This is a genomic window from Variovorax sp. UMC13, from assembly GCF_014170375.1.
Taxonomy (GTDB): Bacteria; Pseudomonadota; Gammaproteobacteria; order Burkholderiales; family Burkholderiaceae_C; genus Variovorax.
Genome location: NZ_LZZW01000009.1, coordinates 1 through 13,805 on the forward strand (window position 1 = coordinate 1; position 13,805 = coordinate 13,805).

Sequence of the window (13,805 nt, forward strand, 5' to 3'; positions counted from 1 at the left end):
GACCACGGCGAACATCAACATGCCCTCGTAGAGCCAGCAGGCCATGCGGCGCCAGAGGCCGGGGGTCACCATCGCGGGGCGCACGGCGCCGCCGACGGGCTCGCCGGCGGCGCCGGCGACCTCAGGAAAACTCGAAGTCATCGACAAAAAAGGATCAGGGCGCGGACGAAGGCTGCTCCGCCCCGGCCCCGGCCCCCGTGCCGCCGGCGCGCATGACAGAGCAGCCTTCGTCCGCGCCCTGATCCTTTTTTGTCGATGACTTCGAGTTTTCCTGAGGTCGCCGGCGCCGCCGGCGAGCCCGTCGGCGGCGCCGTGCGCCCCGCGATGGTGACCCCCGGCCTCTGGCGCCGCATGGCCTGCTGGCTCTACGAGGGCATGTTGATGTTCGCCGTGGTCTTCGTCGCGGCCTGGCTGTTCAGCACGCTGGGCCAGATGCGCGACGCGATGGACTCGCGCCGCTCGCTGCTGCAGGCCTTCCTCTTCGTGATCTTTGGCGTCTACTTCGGCTGGTTCTGGGCCCGAGGCCAGACCCTGGCCATGAAGACCTGGAACATCCGCGTGGTCGACCGCCAGGGCCGCGCGATCTCCCAAGCCCGCGCGCTGCTGCGCTACCTGCTGAGCTGGGTCTGGTTCCTGCCGCCGCTGGCGGCCATCGCGCCCTTCAAGCTCTCGGGCGGCGAATCGGCGCTGCTGGTGGGTGGCTGGGTGGTCGTCTGGGCGCTGCTGGCGCGCTTCCATCCGCAAAAGCAGTTCTGGCACGATGCCTGGGCCGGCACGCGGCTGATCACCTCCAAGCCCATGAGCCGCATATGAGCGATTCGGCACCGGTCAACCCGCAGAAATCGCGCACCGGCCTGCGCCGCGTCTGGCATGCGGCGCTGATCTCGATCGACGGCTACCGCGCCGGCTGGCGCGAGCCGGCCTTCCGCCAGGAAGTGGTGTGCGCCATCGTGATGCTGCCGGCCGCCTTCTGGGTCGGCCGCAGCTGGGTCGAGACCGCCCTGCTGATCACCACCGTGGTGCTGGTGCTGATTGTCGAACTGCTCAACAGCGGCATCGAGGCCGCGATCGACCGCATCGGCCCCGAATGGCACAGTTTCTCCAAGGACGCCAAGGACATGGGCAGCGCCGCGGTGCTGCTGTCCATCCTGCTGTGCGGCGGCGTCTGGCTGGCCGCGCTCTGGCAACGCTTCTTCGCCTGATTCTCCTGCGCCAACGCCGTCACACGGTCGCGGCATGATCGACACATGACCCCCACTTTTTCGATTTGCGTCTATTGCGGCTCGCGTCCCGGCGAGCGTCCCGAGTTCACCGCGGTGGCCGAAGCCGTCGGCCGCTGGATCGGCGAACGGGGTGGCCAACTGGTCTATGGCGGAGGCCGTACCGGCCTGATGGGCACGGTGGCCGAAGCCACGCGCGCCGCCGGCGGCCGCGTGGTCGGCATCATCCCCAAGGCCCTGGTCGACAAGGAACTGGCCAACCGCCTGTGCGACGAGCTGCACGTCGTCGACACCATGCACGAGCGCAAGGCCATGATGGGCGAGCGCGCCGACGCCTTCATCGCGCTGCCCGGCGGCATCGGCACCTTCGAGGAGCTGTTCGAGATCTGGACCTGGCGCCAGCTCGGCTACCACGACAAGCCGGTGGGCATCCTGAACACCGCGGGCTATTACGAGAGCCTGCTGGCCTTCCTCGGCAACTGCGTGCGCGAGGGCTTCATGGGCGAATGGCAGATGGACCTGGTGCGCAGCGGGGCCGATGCCGAAGCTTTGCTCGAAGCGCTGGTGACCGAAGCGCGCAGCCGGCCGGGCGGCGACAAGCTGGCGGAAATCGTCTGACGGGGGAGAAAAGAGGCGGTCAGACCGCCGCTTCGCCCTCTTCGCCGGTGCGGATGCGCACCACGCGCTCGACCTCGGTCACGAAGATCTTGCCGTCGCCGATCTTGCCGGTGCGCGCCGCGCCGATGATGGCCTCGACGCAGCGGTCGACGTCGGCCTCGTTGGCCACGACCTCGATCTTCATCTTGGGCAGGAAGTCGACCACGTACTCGGCGCCGCGGTAGAGCTCGGTGTGGCCCTTCTGGCGGCCGAAGCCCTTGACCTCGGTGACGGTGAGACCCGTGACGCCGACCTCGGCCAACGCCTCGCGCACGTCGTCGAGCTTGAAGGGTTTGACGATGACGGTGATGAGTTTCATGGGGCGGGTCGTCCTGCGGTGTCTTTTGCCTCTTCGAAGTGAGATGGCGCCGGACGATTATGTCATCGGCCCTTCATGCGCGTGCGCGAATCCCCGCTTCAGCAGGGGCGGCCGCGGGCTGTTAGGCTCCCCGCCGATGCGCGCCAGCTCCCCCCGTCCGACTTTCTTCGCCACCTTCTTCGCGTGGTTCAACGGGCAGGCCTATGTGCTGCTCGTGCTCACCATGCTGATCTGGGGCGCCAACGCGGTGGCGGCGCGGCTGGCGGTCGGCGAGGTGCCGCCGATGCTGCTGACCTTCCTGCGCTGGGGCATCTGCTGCACCGCCCTGGTGCTCACCTCGCGCGGGCAGATCGCCACCCACTGGCGCACGCTGCTGCCCTCGTGGCGCTACGTGGCGCTGATGGGCACCATGGGCTTCACCGCCTTCAATGCGCTGTTCTACGCGGCGGCGTACCACACGACCGCGATCAACATCGCGATCATCCAGGGCACGATGCCCATGCTGGTGCTGATCGGCAGTTTCTTCTTCTACCGCACGCGCATCACGGCGCTGCAGCTGGTGGGCGTGGCCATGACCATCGCCGGCATCGCGGTGGTCGCCTCGCAGGGCCGGCTGGCGGTGCTGGCCGGCCTGCAGTTCAACATCGGCGACGTCTGGATGATCATCGCCTGCCTGTTCTACGCCGGCTATGCGCTGGGGCTGCGTCGACGCCCGCCGGTGCCGGCCATCGTCTTCTTCGCGGCCACGGCCGCGGTGGCCGCGCTGGTCTCGCTGCCGCTGGTGGCGGTGGAGATCGCCATGGGCCAGTCCTACCTGCCCACGGGCAAGGGCCTGCTGCTGATCCTGTTCATCGGCCTGTTGCCCTCCTTCGTCTCGCAGCTGACCTTCATCCAGGCCGTGAGCCTGATCGGCCCCGCGCGCGCCGGCATGTTCATGAACCTGGTGCCGATCTTCGGCCCGCTGCTCGCGGTGCTGGTGCTGGGCGAGCCGCTGTGGCTCTACCACGCGGCCGCGCTGGCGCTGGTGTTGGGCGGCATCTACGTGGCCGAGCACCTCGGCGCGCGCCGGCTGGCCAAGGCGTGAGCATGGCCGATCCCGTGCTGCGCCTTCACGGCGCTCCCTCCGACATCGATGCCGCGGCCTGGAACGAGCTGCTGGCCGCCCAGCCCGCGCCCAGCCCCTTCATGCGGCACGAGTACCTCGACGCGCTGCACCGCAGCGGCAGCGCCACGCCCGAGAGCGGCTGGACCGCGCAGTTCGCCACGCTGTGGCGCGGCAAGAAACTGGTGGCCGCCTGCCCGCTGTACGTCAAGGACCATTCCTATGGCGAGTACGTGTTCGACTGGGCCTGGGCCAATGCCTACGAGCAGCACGGCCTGGCCTACTACCCCAAGGCGGTGGTGGCCGTGCCCTTCACGCCCGTGCCCGGCGCCCGCCTGCTGGCGCGCGACGCCGCGAGCCGCGCGCTGCTGGTGCAGGGCCTGATCCAGTTCTGCAAGCAGGCGGAGCTGTCCTCGCTGCACCTGCTGTTCGGCTCGGACGAAGACATTGCCGCTTGCAGCGAAGCGGGGTTGATGCTGCGCAATACGGTGCAATTCCACTGGACGAACGAAGCGCCCACCGGCTATACCGACTTCGAGTCCTTCCTCGCCAGCCTCTCGCACGACAAGCGCAAGAAGATCCGTCAGGAGCGCCGCAAGGTCGCCGAGGCGGGCGTCGTCTTCCGCTCGGCGCGCGGCCGCGAGATCACGCCCGCCGACTGGGACTTCTTCTACCGCTGCTACGCCCGTACCTACCGCGAGCACGGCAACGCGCCCTACCTCACGCGCGACTTCTTCCAGCGCATGGCCGACACGCTGCCCGAGGCCTGGCTGCTGTTCGTGGCCGAGCGCGAGGGCCAGCCGATCGCCTCCAGCCTGATCGCGCTGTCGCTCGACGGCACCGAGGCGCCGACCGCGGCCTACGGCCGCTACTGGGGCGCGCTCGAGCGCGTCGACTGCCTGCACTTCGAGGCCTGCTACTACCAGCCGCTGGCCTGGTGCATCGCGCATGGGGTGCAGCGCTTCGAAGGTGGTGCGCAGGGCGAGCACAAGATGGCGCGCGCGCTGATGCCGGTCAAGACCACCAGCGCGCACTGGCTCGCGCACCCGGCCTTCGCCGATGCGGTCGAACGCTTTCTGGCGCGCGAGGGCGCGGGCATCGAGAACTACATGGAACACCTGGACGAGCGCAGCCCGTTCAAGGCCAAGGTCTGACGGCGTGCGGCATGACAATCGAGGCTGTCGCGCACCGGAACCCCGCATGCCCTTTCAGCCTTCCCGACCCTCGTCTCTCCTGTCCTCCGCCCTGCGCCCAGCCCTCGCGGCCGGCCTGAGCACCCTGCTGCTGTTCGCCCCGGCCCATGCCCAGGCCCCGCGCGCCATGACCTCTTCCTACAGCCCCGAAAGCTACAAGGCGCGCGAGACCCACGCCGCCGTCGACGTGCGCGTGGTCGGCGACGGCGCCCAGCGCGCCTACCTGTTCGTGCCGGCGCGCCCGCGGCCGGTGGGCCAGGTGCCGGTGGTGCTGCTGCACCACGGCTGGCTGGGCATGAGCCCGCTCAACTTCGGCGCCATGATCGACCACCTGGCGCGCAGCGGCCATGCGGTGGTCTACCCGGTCTACCAGGACTCGGACAAGACCTCGCCGCAGACCGTCACCGAGACCGCGGGCGCGGCCAACCGGCGCGCGCTCGACGTGCTGGAGAAAAGCTTCGGCCTGCGGCCCGAGCCCGGCCGCACGCTCTACTACGGCTTCTCGATGGGCGCGGCGATCTCGCTGGGCCTGGCGCTCGACCCGCAGCGCTTCAACCTGCCGCCGCCCGACGCCATCGTGCTCACCGGCCCGGGCGACGCGCACCATGTGGCGCGCGGCGAGCTCGGCCGCAGCATCATCGGGCCGATCCAGCTGCTGCCACCCGCCCTGCCGATCGCGATCGTGACCGGCGAAGCCGACCCCATCGGCCTGCCCACGGCCCGCAAGCTGATGGCCAAGCTGTGCCACATCCCGCGCGAACGCCGGGTGATGATGGTGCTGCCCTCGGACGAGAACAACGGCCGCAAGGTGATGGCCGGCCACGGCTCGCCGGGCGCGCCGGACAGCCGCTACGACTTCGCGCTGTCCTCGCAGGATTTCCCGTCCACGCTGATCGGCCGCCCCGCCTACGAGGCCTCGGGCTCGCTCAACCAGCTGGACTTCCACGGCTACTGGAAGGTGGTCGACGGCGTGCTCGACAGCCTGCGGCTGGGCACGCTGCAACCCGTGGTGTTCGGCCCCGGCACGCCCGAGCAGCTGTCGCTGGGCAGCTGGCCCGACGGCACACCCTACAAGCCGGCGCGCCTCGAAGACCCCTGCCGCTGAAGCGCTGGCGCTTCAGGAGCCGCTGCGGGGGGCCGGCGCGGGCGGCGCCGCGGGGTTCAACCAGCGCACCAGGTCCGGCGTGATGAGCCCGGCGCCCTCGTCGGACAGATGGATGCCGTCGGCCTCGCGCAGCCGCACCGTCTTCTTGCCGTCGGCGCGCGGTCCGAACTCGCGGAACTCGCCGTTGGCGTCGGCGATGCGGCCCATGGGGTTCCACCAGATCGCGCGCGGCTCGCGCGCCACGGCCTCGCGCGCGATCTCGTTGATGGTCTCCATGCGCGCATTGAACTTGGCCGACTTCATCGGCGGCAGCTGCAGCCACAGCACCAGCGCGCCGTCGCGCGCCAGCATGGCCAGGTAGTCGGCGATGCGCTTGGCGTAGGCCGCGTGCCACTCGGGCGTGCCGAAGGCCTTGACCTTGCCGCCTTCGACGAAGCCCTGGCCGTCGTTGGCGCCGATGGCGACGATCACCACGTCGGGCCGCCGGTGCTCGAGCATCAGCGGGTACTCGTTGAGCCAGTCGAACACCTCGGGCCGGGCCAGGCCGGTGGCCGAGCGGTAGGCCTTGAGCGTGACGATGCTGTCGCGGTAGGGCGCGAGGTCGCGCTGCAGCTGCGCGCTCAGGCCCACGGCCATCACCGAATCGCCGGCCAGCGCGACGACGCGCGGGCGCGCGGCCGTGGCCTGCGGCAGCGGGGTCAGCACGGTGCCGCCCTGCAGCGCCTGGGCCACGGGCAGGGCCTCGACCGGGCCGGCCGGCGGAAGCACTGCAGGCACGACGGCTACCGCAGGTGCCGGCGGCGATGCTGGGGTCGCCGCCGCCACGGGCGCCGACGCTGCAGGCGACGGCAACGGCGACGGTGTCGCCGCCTGCGTCGCCAGCACCATCGCCGGCGGCGCCCCCTTGCCATCGTCCTGCGGCATGTCGCTCCAGCCGCTGCGCGCCAGGGTCTCGAGCGCGCGCGGCCGCCAGGCCGCGATGCCCAGCGGCGTGAGCGCGCCGTCGAGCGCGCGCGTGCCCCGCGCCAGTTGCTGCTGCAGCGGCCCCACCTCGAGCCGGTCGGCCCAGACGATCAGGCCGCGCGATTCGAGCAGGGCGATCACGAGCGCGAAGCCGGCCGCGACCAGCGCCAGCTGGCGGCGGTCGTTGCGCAGCACGCGGCGCAGCATGCTGGGCGAGGAAGAGCGGGACGTCGGCACCATCGTCAGAACTGGAAGTAGATGAAGGGCGCGATTCCGGTCGGGCCCAGCAGGTCGATCGCGAACACCGCCGTGGCCAGTGCGCCGCCACGCAGCAGCGCGGGCCAGCGCCCGAGGCCGAGCTCGAACGCATTGAACCAGCGCCGCGGCACGTACTGGCCCGCGAGGCCGATGGTCAGCGCGATCAGCACCGGGCCGGTGGCCAAGGTCAGCACGCCCGGCTCGGCCAGCCGGCCGAAGACGGCGAAGGCCAGGTCGAAGCTGGGGGCGCGGAAGAACACCCAGGCCGCGCACACCGCATGGAACAGCAGCAGCCGCGCGATCCAGCGCCAGGCCACGGTGGCACGCCAGCGCACCAGCGCGGGCCAGGGCAAGGCGGCCCAGGCGCGGTGGATCACCAGGTACAGGCCATGCAGCGCGCCCCAGACCACGAAGGTCCAGGCGGCACCGTGCCACAGGCCGCCCAGCAGCATCGTGACCATCAGGTTGAGGCTGGTGCGCCAGGGGCCGCCGCGCGAGCCGCCCAGCGGGATGTAGAGGTAGTCGCGCAGCCAGGTCGACAGCGAGATGTGCCAGCGGCGCCAGAACTCCTGCGGGCTGCCCGAGACGTAGGGCGCGTCGAAGTTGCGCGGGAAGCGGTAGCCCAGCAGCAGCGCGCAGCCGATCGCGATGTCGGTGTAGCCCGAGAAGTCGCAGTAGATCTGCACCGCGTAGCCGTAGACCGCCAGCAGCATGTCCCAGCCGCCGTAGATGCGCGGGTTGGAGAACACCGGGTCGACCAGCTGCGTGGCCAGCAGGTTGGCCACCACCACCTTCTTGAACAGGCCCACCACGATCAGCATCAGGCCGCGGTTCACGCGCACCGCATCGGGCCGGCGGCGCTCCAGCAGCTGCGGCATGAACTGCGAGGCGCGCAGGATCGGGCCGGCGATGAGTTGCGGGAAGAAGGCCACGTAGAGCAGCACGTCGGGGATGCGCACCGCCTGCTTGAGCTTGCGCCGGTACACGTCGCCCAGCAGCGAGATCGCGTGGAAGACGAAGAAGGACACGCCCAGCGGCAGCGCCACGCTGTCGAGCTGGATCGCGGGCGGCGTGCCGAAGGCGCCCCAGGCGTCGATCAGCGCCAGCAGCAGGAAGGTCGTGTACTTGTAGTGGACCAGCACCGCGAGGCAGACCACCACGCCGAACACCAGCCAGCGCTTGCGCACCCTGGCGTCCTCGCTGCGCTGGATGCGCTGCGCCACCAGGCCCGCGAACAGCGAGATGCCGAACAGCAGCGGCACGTAGGCCCAGTTCCAGAAGCCGTAGAAGACATAGCTGGCGATCAGCAGGAAGGCCTTGTGCGCATCCAGCCAGCGGCAGAGTCCCCAGGCCACCGCGAGCACGAGCAGGAAGAAGAGGCCGTACTCGACCGTGGGAAACAGCATGGCGAAGGGGAAGCGGTGAAGGCGATGGATTGTAGAGGCCCGTTCCGGGCGGCCGCGCCGTCCGCTCCCGCACGCACGGCGCGCAGCAAAAAGCGCCACGGCCCCCGAGGGGCGGTGGCGCTTTTGCGTGCCGGGACCGGCTTACTTGTTGTAGTTCGCGATGCCGTCCAGAATTTCCTTCTTGGCCGCGTCGATGCCTTCCCAGCCCAGGATCTTCACCCACTTGTTGGCTTCGAGGTCCTTGTAGTGCTCGAAGAAGTGGCTGATGGCCTTCAGGCGCATCGGGTTCACGTCGTCGATCGAGTTCCAGTGGCTGTAGATCGGCAGCACCTTGGTGGTGGGCACGGCCAGCACCTTGCCGTCGACACCGGCTTCGTCTTCCATCATCAGGATGCCCAGGGGGCGGCAGGGCACGACCACGCCCGGCAGCAGCGGGTACGGTGCGATCACCAGCACGTCGACCGGGTCGCCGTCGCCGCTCAGGGTCTGCGGCACGTAGCCGTAGTTGGCGGGGTAGTACATCGCGGTCGTCATGAAGCGATCGACGAACAGCGCGCCCGATTCCTTGTCCACCTCGTACTTGATCGGGTCCGAATTCATCGGGATCTCGATGACCACGTTGAAGGCATCGGGGAGGTTCTTGCCGGGGGAAACTTTGTCGAGGGACATGGTTTTAGCGGTGTAGTGAAAAGTTTGGGGTGGATTCGGACAAACCCGAAGTTTACTTTCGTGGCCTGCCCGGACCGCACCACGCCTTCGCATTTGCCTGTAAATTGCCGCCGTTGGCCAATCGGCCTGCGTCGTTCCACGGTGCAGGCTTCGAGGAAGCAACGCGACGGCAGCCTGACCCGTACGCGTTGCGCACCGGGTCCGGCTCTCGTCTCCACAAGTCACAACGAACGAATGGAGATGCAAGGCATGATTGGCAACACCCCTCTCGTCCTCGCCATCGTCTGCGGCCTCGTGGCCGTCGGCTATGGTTTCTGGGCCCGCAGCTGGATCCTCGCGAAAGACCCCGGCAACGCCCGCATGCAGGAGATCGCGGCCGCGATCCAGCAGGGCGCCGCCGCCTACCTGGCCAAGCAGTACCGCACCATCGGCATCGTGGGCCTGGTGCTGGCGATCCTGATCGGCCTGTTCCTCGACGCCACCACCGCCATCGGCTTCGTGATCGGCGCGGTGCTCTCGGGCGCCTGCGGCTTCATCGGCATGAACGTCTCGGTGCGCGCCAACGTGCGCACCGCCCAGGCCGCGACGCAGGGCATCGGCCCGGCGCTCGACGTGGCCTTCCGCGGCGGCGCCATCACCGGCATGCTGGTGGTGGGGCTCGGGCTGCTGGGCGTGGCGGGCTTCTACTGGTTCCTCGCGGGCCACAGCCCGGCGCAGGGCCCGGGCCTGGCGGCGCTGCTCAATCCGCTGATCGGCTTCGCCTTCGGCTCCTCGCTGATCTCGATCTTCGCCCGGCTGGGCGGCGGCATCTTCACCAAGGGCGCCGACGTCGGTGCCGACCTGGTGGGCAAGGTCGAGGCCGGCATTCCGGAAGACGACCCGCGCAACCCGGCGGTGATCGCCGACAACGTGGGCGACAACGTGGGCGACTGCGCAGGCATGGCGGCCGACCTGTTCGAGACCTATGCCGTCACGCTGATCGCCACCATGGTGCTGGGCGCGCTGATGGTCACGGCCGCGCCGGTCAACGCGGTGCTCTACCCGCTGGCGCTGGGCGGCGTGTCGATCATCGCGTCGATCATCGGTTGCTTCTTCGTCAAGGCCTCGCCGGGCATGACCAACGTGATGCCGGCGCTCTACAAGGGCCTCGCGGTGGCCGGCGTGCTGTCGCTGATCGCCTTCTGGTTCGTCACCAGCTGGATCATTCCCGACAACGCCATCGCCGCGAGCGGCAGCCAGCTCAAGCTCTTCGGCGCCTGCTTCGTCGGCCTGGCATTGACCGCGGCGCTGGTCTGGATCACCGAGTACTACACCGGCACCCAGTACAAGCCGGTGCAGCACATCGCGCAGGCCTCGACCACCGGCCACGGCACCAACATCATCGCGGGCCTGGGCGTGTCGATGCGCTCGACCGCCTGGCCGGTGATCTTCGTCTGCATCGCGATCCTGGCTTCGTATTCGCTGGCCGGCCTGTTCGGCATCGCGGTGGCGGCCACGGCCATGCTGAGCATGGCCGGCATCGTGGTCGCGCTCGACGCCTACGGCCCGATCACCGACAACGCCGGCGGCATCGCCGAGATGGCCGAGCTGCCAGCCAGCGTGCGCGCCGTGACCGACCCGCTCGACGCGGTGGGCAACACCACCAAGGCCGTGACCAAGGGCTATGCGATCGGCTCGGCCGGCCTGGCCTCGCTGGTGCTGTTCGCCGACTACACCCACAAGCTCGAGAGCTACGGCCAGGCCATCAGCTTCAACCTCAGCGACCCGATGGTGATCGTCGGCCTGTTCATCGGCGGGCTGATCCCCTACCTGTTCGGCGCGATGGCGATGGAGGCCGTGGGCCGAGCGGCCGGCGCGGTGGTGGAGGAAGTGCGGCGCCAGTTCCGCGAGATCCCCGGCATCATGGAAGGCACGGCCAAGCCCGAGTACGGCAAGGCCGTGGGCATGCTGACCGGCGCGGCGATCAAGGAGATGATGATCCCCTCGCTGCTGCCGGTGGTGGTGCCGATCCTGGTCGGCCTGCTGCTGGGCCCCAAGGCGCTGGGCGGGCTGCTCATGGGCACCATCGTCACCGGCCTGTTCGTCGCGATCTCGATGTGCACCGGCGGCGGTGCCTGGGACAACGCCAAGAAGTACATCGAGGACGGCCACCACGGCGGCAAGGGCAGCGAGGCGCACAAGGCGGCCGTCACCGGCGACACCGTGGGCGACCCCTACAAGGACACGGCCGGTCCGGCCGTCAACCCGCTGATCAAGATCATCAACATCGTGGCGCTGCTGATCGTGCCGCTGGTGGTCAAGTTCCATGGCGGCGAGGTGGCCGCCGCGCCGGTGACGCCACCCGCGGCCATGGCGCCGGCCGCGCCCGCTTCAGCCATGGCCGCGGCCGAGAGCGCGCTGGTGAAGGTGGAGAACGGCATCGTGAAGTTCTACTTCGCGACCGGCAAGGCCGATGTCGCCCCCGGCGGCCGCGAGGCCCTGGCCGATGTGGTGAAGGCCGTGCAGAGCGGCGGCACCGCGCTGGTCAGCGGCTACCACGATGCCAGCGGCGATCCGGCGAAGAACGCCGAGCTCGCCAAGCAGCGCGCCGAAGCGGTGGGCGAGGCGCTCAAGGCGGCGGGCGCGCCGGCCGACAAGGTCGAGCTGGCCAAGCCCGCGCAGACCCAGGCCGACGGGCCGCCCGCCGAGGCGCGGCGGGTGGAGGTCACGGTCAAGAAGTAAGGACGGCGCGGCAGCGCCCTACAGCAATCCCTCGGGCACCAGCGGCCCGAAGAGGTTGATGTAGAAGCGCTGGCGCCAGGTCGATTCGGGCTCGTCGTAGAGGATCAGTTCCTTCTCGTCGTCCATCGACAGCCACTCCAGCCGCCCGCGCGATCCGTCGAGCCGCACGCGGTAGGCGCTCTCCAACTTGCTGATGTTGATGATGCGCAGCATCTCGCGCGCCAGCTGCGGGCTGTCGACCGAGATGCCGAGCTCGGTGTTCTGCGTGGCCGAGCGCGGGTCGAGGTTGACCGAACCGATGAACACCCGCCGCTTGTCGACCACCGCGGTCTTGGCATGCAGCCGCCCCAGCGAACTGCCGAAGACGCCCAGGCGCTTGTTGCGCGTGGTGCGTTCCGGGCTCAGTTCGTAGAGGTCCACGCCCAGCTCCAGCAAGGGCTTGCGGTAGCGCGCGTAGCCGCTGTGCACCAGCGGCTCGTCGTTGGCGGCCAGCGAATTGGTCAGCAGCGTGACGTTCACGCCCCACTCGCGCAGCTGCTTGAAACCTTCCATGCCGCGCTCGCCCGGCACCATGTAGGGCGAGGTCAGCACCACGTCGTTCTCCGCCCGCAGCAGCTGCTGCCAGAAGTGCGCCGTGACGCTGGTGGAGAAGGCCTCGTCGGCCGTCATGTAGCGCAGCTTGGCGGGCGGGTCGGCCACCGCGCCGGCCTGGCCCCAGAGGAAGCCGACCTGTCCGGCGTCGAACTCCTCGCCGATCGGGCCGTAACCCAGCACGTCGGCCGGCGGCAGCACCACCTTGGGCGGCGGCGCGCCCATGCCGACGCGGGCGTCGAAGTCGCTGTCCATGGCCGTCTTGCCCGCGTAGGGCTGGACGATGGCGGCGATCGGGTAGACCTCCTCGCTGTTCCAGTAGAGGTCGAAGATCACCTCCAGTTCCCGGATCACCTTGCCCACCACCAGCGCGTCCATGTCGATGAAGTTCTGGGCGCTGTTCAGCGTGAAGTACTCGTCGGCGATGTTGCGCCCGCCGGCCACCGCCATCACGCCGTCGGCGATGAACAGCTTGTTGTGCATCCGGTGGTTGAGCCGCTGCACGTCGAAGGCCGAGGCGGCGAAGCGGCCGGCCAGGCTGCCGCGCGCGCAGCAGAAGGGGTTGAACAGGCGCACCTCGACGTTGGGCGTGGCCGTGAGCGCCAGCAGCATCTGGTCGGTGTCGACGGTGTAGAGGTCGTCGACCAGGAGCCGCACCCGCACACCGCGCAGCGCTGCCTCCTTGAGCGTGCGCAGCAGCAGGCCGCCCGCGCCGTCGTTGGCCAGCACGTAGTACTGCACGTCGATGGTGCGCTGGGCCCGGCGCGCCAGTTCGATGCGGGCGTCGAGCGAATAGACGCCCAGCGGCATCAGCCGGAAGCCCGAATGCTCGCCCGGCGGCGTCGAGGCCTGGACGATCTTCGCCAGCGGCGTCGTCGGATCGACCGGCCGCGACAGCGTGGGTTCCATCTGCTTGGCGATCGGCAGGCCGCCGCAGGCTGCCAGCAAGACCACGGCACCCAGCAAGGCCAGCCGCGCGGCGCAGCGCCCCAGGGCCGGTCGGACTAAGATGCGCATCATCGTTTTTCCGGGGATGAAATCATGCTGTCCATGGCTCCCAAATTTCTTGTCATACCGCTGATGATGCTCGCTTTCGGGGTCTCGGCGCCAGCCTCGGCCGCGCTCGACATCGGCGAAGCGGCCCCGCGCTTCAGCGCCCCGGCCGCCCTCGACGGCAAGCCCTTCACCTATTCGCTGGGCGAGGCGCTGCAGAAGGGACCGGTGGTGCTGTACTTCTTTCCGGCCGCATTTTCCACCGGCTGTTCGATGGAGGCCCATGCCTTCGCCGAAGCCATCGAGGATTTCAAGTCCGCCGGCGCCACCGTGATCGGCGTCTCGACCGACGACCCGGAAACGCTGGCGAAATTCTCCAGCCAGTCCTGCCAGGGCAAGTTCCCGGTGGCCTCCGACCAGACCCGGACCATCAGCAAGTCCTTCGACGCGCTGATGCAGACGCGGCCGGAGTATGCCAACCGGATCTCCTACGTGATCGCGCCCAACGGCGCGGTCGCCTTCTACTACCAGAGCCTGAACCCGGCCAAGCATGTCGAGAAGATGCTGGCGGCGGTCAAGGACCTGCCCTCGGCGGCGAAGAAGTAAGG

At 69.4% G+C, this 13,805-nt stretch carries 13 protein-coding genes and 1 pseudogene; 8 read left to right on the forward strand and 6 right to left on the reverse strand.

Annotation, left to right across the window (positions count from 1 at the left end):
* A pseudogene (locus tag A9977_RS34735) lies at positions 1 to 72 on the reverse strand (RDD family protein); the annotation flags it as partial.
* 183 nt (positions 73 to 255) lie between these two features.
* Here A9977_RS34735 and A9977_RS04455 point away from each other — a divergent pair.
* From A9977_RS04455 to A9977_RS04465, 3 genes are read left to right on the forward strand one after another with little or no spacing between them, the layout of a single operon-like run.
* Positions 256 to 813 carry an RDD family protein gene (locus A9977_RS04455; RefSeq protein ID WP_183023683.1) on the forward strand — a complete coding sequence of 186 codons (558 nt, stop codon included), beginning with the start codon at positions 256 to 258 and terminating at the stop codon, positions 811 to 813.
* Positions 810 to 1,202 (forward strand): diacylglycerol kinase, encoded by a 393-nt coding sequence (locus A9977_RS04460; RefSeq protein WP_183023684.1) that lies wholly within the window; start codon positions 810 to 812, stop codon positions 1,200 to 1,202. The genes A9977_RS04455 and A9977_RS04460 overlap by 4 nt, the downstream gene beginning before the upstream one ends.
* 45 nt (positions 1,203 to 1,247) lie before the next feature.
* A complete protein-coding gene (locus A9977_RS04465; RefSeq protein WP_183023685.1) occupies positions 1,248 to 1,838 on the forward strand; it encodes a TIGR00730 family Rossman fold protein in 591 nt (196 codons plus the stop codon).
* A gap of 19 nt (positions 1,839 to 1,857) precedes the next feature.
* Here the strand turns inward: A9977_RS04465 and A9977_RS04470 are convergent, their stop codons facing one another.
* Positions 1,858 to 2,196, reverse strand: coding sequence for a P-II family nitrogen regulator (locus A9977_RS04470; protein WP_183023686.1), 339 nt, complete (start codon positions 2,194 to 2,196; stop codon positions 1,858 to 1,860).
* Positions 2,197 to 2,332: 136 nt separating this feature from the next.
* Between A9977_RS04470 and A9977_RS04475 the strand changes: the two genes are divergently transcribed.
* From A9977_RS04475 to A9977_RS04485, 3 genes are read left to right on the forward strand one after another with little or no spacing between them, the layout of a single operon-like run.
* Complete coding sequence (locus A9977_RS04475; protein ID WP_183023687.1) at positions 2,333 to 3,280, forward strand: DMT family transporter; 948 nt, start codon at positions 2,333 to 2,335, stop codon at positions 3,278 to 3,280.
* 2 nt (positions 3,281 to 3,282) lie between these two features.
* A complete protein-coding gene (locus tag A9977_RS04480; protein WP_183023688.1) occupies positions 3,283 to 4,452 on the forward strand; it encodes a GNAT family N-acetyltransferase in 1,170 nt (389 codons plus the stop codon).
* 46 nt (positions 4,453 to 4,498) lie between these two features.
* A complete protein-coding gene (locus A9977_RS04485; RefSeq protein ID WP_183023689.1) occupies positions 4,499 to 5,596 on the forward strand; it encodes an alpha/beta hydrolase in 1,098 nt (365 codons plus the stop codon).
* A gap of 12 nt (positions 5,597 to 5,608) precedes the next feature.
* Here A9977_RS04485 and A9977_RS04490 read toward each other — a convergent pair whose 3' ends face one another.
* The 3 genes from A9977_RS04490 to ppa form a co-directional block, all read right to left on the reverse strand.
* The gene (locus A9977_RS04490; RefSeq protein ID WP_183023690.1) at positions 5,609 to 6,799 is read right to left on the reverse strand and encodes a DUF459 domain-containing protein; all 1,191 of its coding nucleotides are present in this window, start codon (positions 6,797 to 6,799) and stop codon (positions 5,609 to 5,611) included.
* A 2-nt stretch (positions 6,800 to 6,801) separates the two neighbouring features.
* A complete protein-coding gene (locus tag A9977_RS04495; protein ID WP_183023691.1) occupies positions 6,802 to 8,223 on the reverse strand; it encodes an MBOAT family protein in 1,422 nt (473 codons plus the stop codon).
* A 141-nt stretch (positions 8,224 to 8,364) separates the two neighbouring features.
* Positions 8,365 to 8,892: an inorganic diphosphatase gene (ppa, locus tag A9977_RS04500; protein ID WP_183023692.1), complete on the reverse strand. Its 528-nt coding sequence runs from the start codon at positions 8,890 to 8,892 to the stop codon at positions 8,365 to 8,367.
* A gap of 249 nt (positions 8,893 to 9,141) precedes the next feature.
* Between ppa and A9977_RS04505 the strand changes: the two genes are divergently transcribed.
* A complete protein-coding gene (locus A9977_RS04505) occupies positions 9,142 to 11,613 on the forward strand; it encodes a sodium-translocating pyrophosphatase (protein WP_183023693.1) in 2,472 nt (823 codons plus the stop codon).
* A gap of 18 nt (positions 11,614 to 11,631) precedes the next feature.
* Here the strand turns inward: A9977_RS04505 and A9977_RS04510 are convergent, their stop codons facing one another.
* The gene (locus A9977_RS04510) at positions 11,632 to 13,221 is read right to left on the reverse strand and encodes a phospholipase D family protein (protein ID WP_183023694.1); all 1,590 of its coding nucleotides are present in this window, start codon (positions 13,219 to 13,221) and stop codon (positions 11,632 to 11,634) included.
* 33 nt (positions 13,222 to 13,254) lie between these two features.
* On the opposite strand from A9977_RS04510, the gene A9977_RS04515 reads away from it, so the two are divergent.
* Positions 13,255 to 13,803: a peroxiredoxin gene (locus tag A9977_RS04515; RefSeq protein WP_183023695.1), complete on the forward strand. Its 549-nt coding sequence runs from the start codon at positions 13,255 to 13,257 to the stop codon at positions 13,801 to 13,803.
* Positions 13,804 to 13,805 lie beyond the last annotated feature (2 nt).

Coding starts and splice junctions, on each gene's coding strand:
- A9977_RS04455 (WP_183023683.1), top strand. CDS start 256: ATGACTTCGAGTTTTCCTGAGGTCGCCGGCGCCGCCGGCGAGCCCGTC.
- A9977_RS04460 (WP_183023684.1), top strand. CDS start 810: ATGAGCGATTCGGCACCGGTCAACCCGCAGAAATCGCGCACCGGCCTG.
- A9977_RS04465 (WP_183023685.1), top strand. CDS start 1,248: ATGACCCCCACTTTTTCGATTTGCGTCTATTGCGGCTCGCGTCCCGGC.
- A9977_RS04470 (WP_183023686.1), bottom strand. CDS start 2,196: ATGAAACTCATCACCGTCATCGTCAAACCCTTCAAGCTCGACGACGTG.
- A9977_RS04475 (WP_183023687.1), top strand. CDS start 2,333: ATGCGCGCCAGCTCCCCCCGTCCGACTTTCTTCGCCACCTTCTTCGCG.
- A9977_RS04480 (WP_183023688.1), top strand. CDS start 3,283: ATGGCCGATCCCGTGCTGCGCCTTCACGGCGCTCCCTCCGACATCGAT.
- A9977_RS04485 (WP_183023689.1), top strand. CDS start 4,499: ATGCCCTTTCAGCCTTCCCGACCCTCGTCTCTCCTGTCCTCCGCCCTG.
- A9977_RS04490 (WP_183023690.1), bottom strand. CDS start 6,799: ATGGTGCCGACGTCCCGCTCTTCCTCGCCCAGCATGCTGCGCCGCGTG.
- A9977_RS04495 (WP_183023691.1), bottom strand. CDS start 8,223: ATGCTGTTTCCCACGGTCGAGTACGGCCTCTTCTTCCTGCTCGTGCTC.
- ppa (WP_183023692.1), bottom strand. CDS start 8,892: ATGTCCCTCGACAAAGTTTCCCCCGGCAAGAACCTCCCCGATGCCTTC.
- A9977_RS04505 (WP_183023693.1), top strand. CDS start 9,142: ATGATTGGCAACACCCCTCTCGTCCTCGCCATCGTCTGCGGCCTCGTG.
- A9977_RS04510 (WP_183023694.1), bottom strand. CDS start 13,221: ATGCGCATCTTAGTCCGACCGGCCCTGGGGCGCTGCGCCGCGCGGCTG.
- A9977_RS04515 (WP_183023695.1), top strand. CDS start 13,255: ATGGCTCCCAAATTTCTTGTCATACCGCTGATGATGCTCGCTTTCGGG.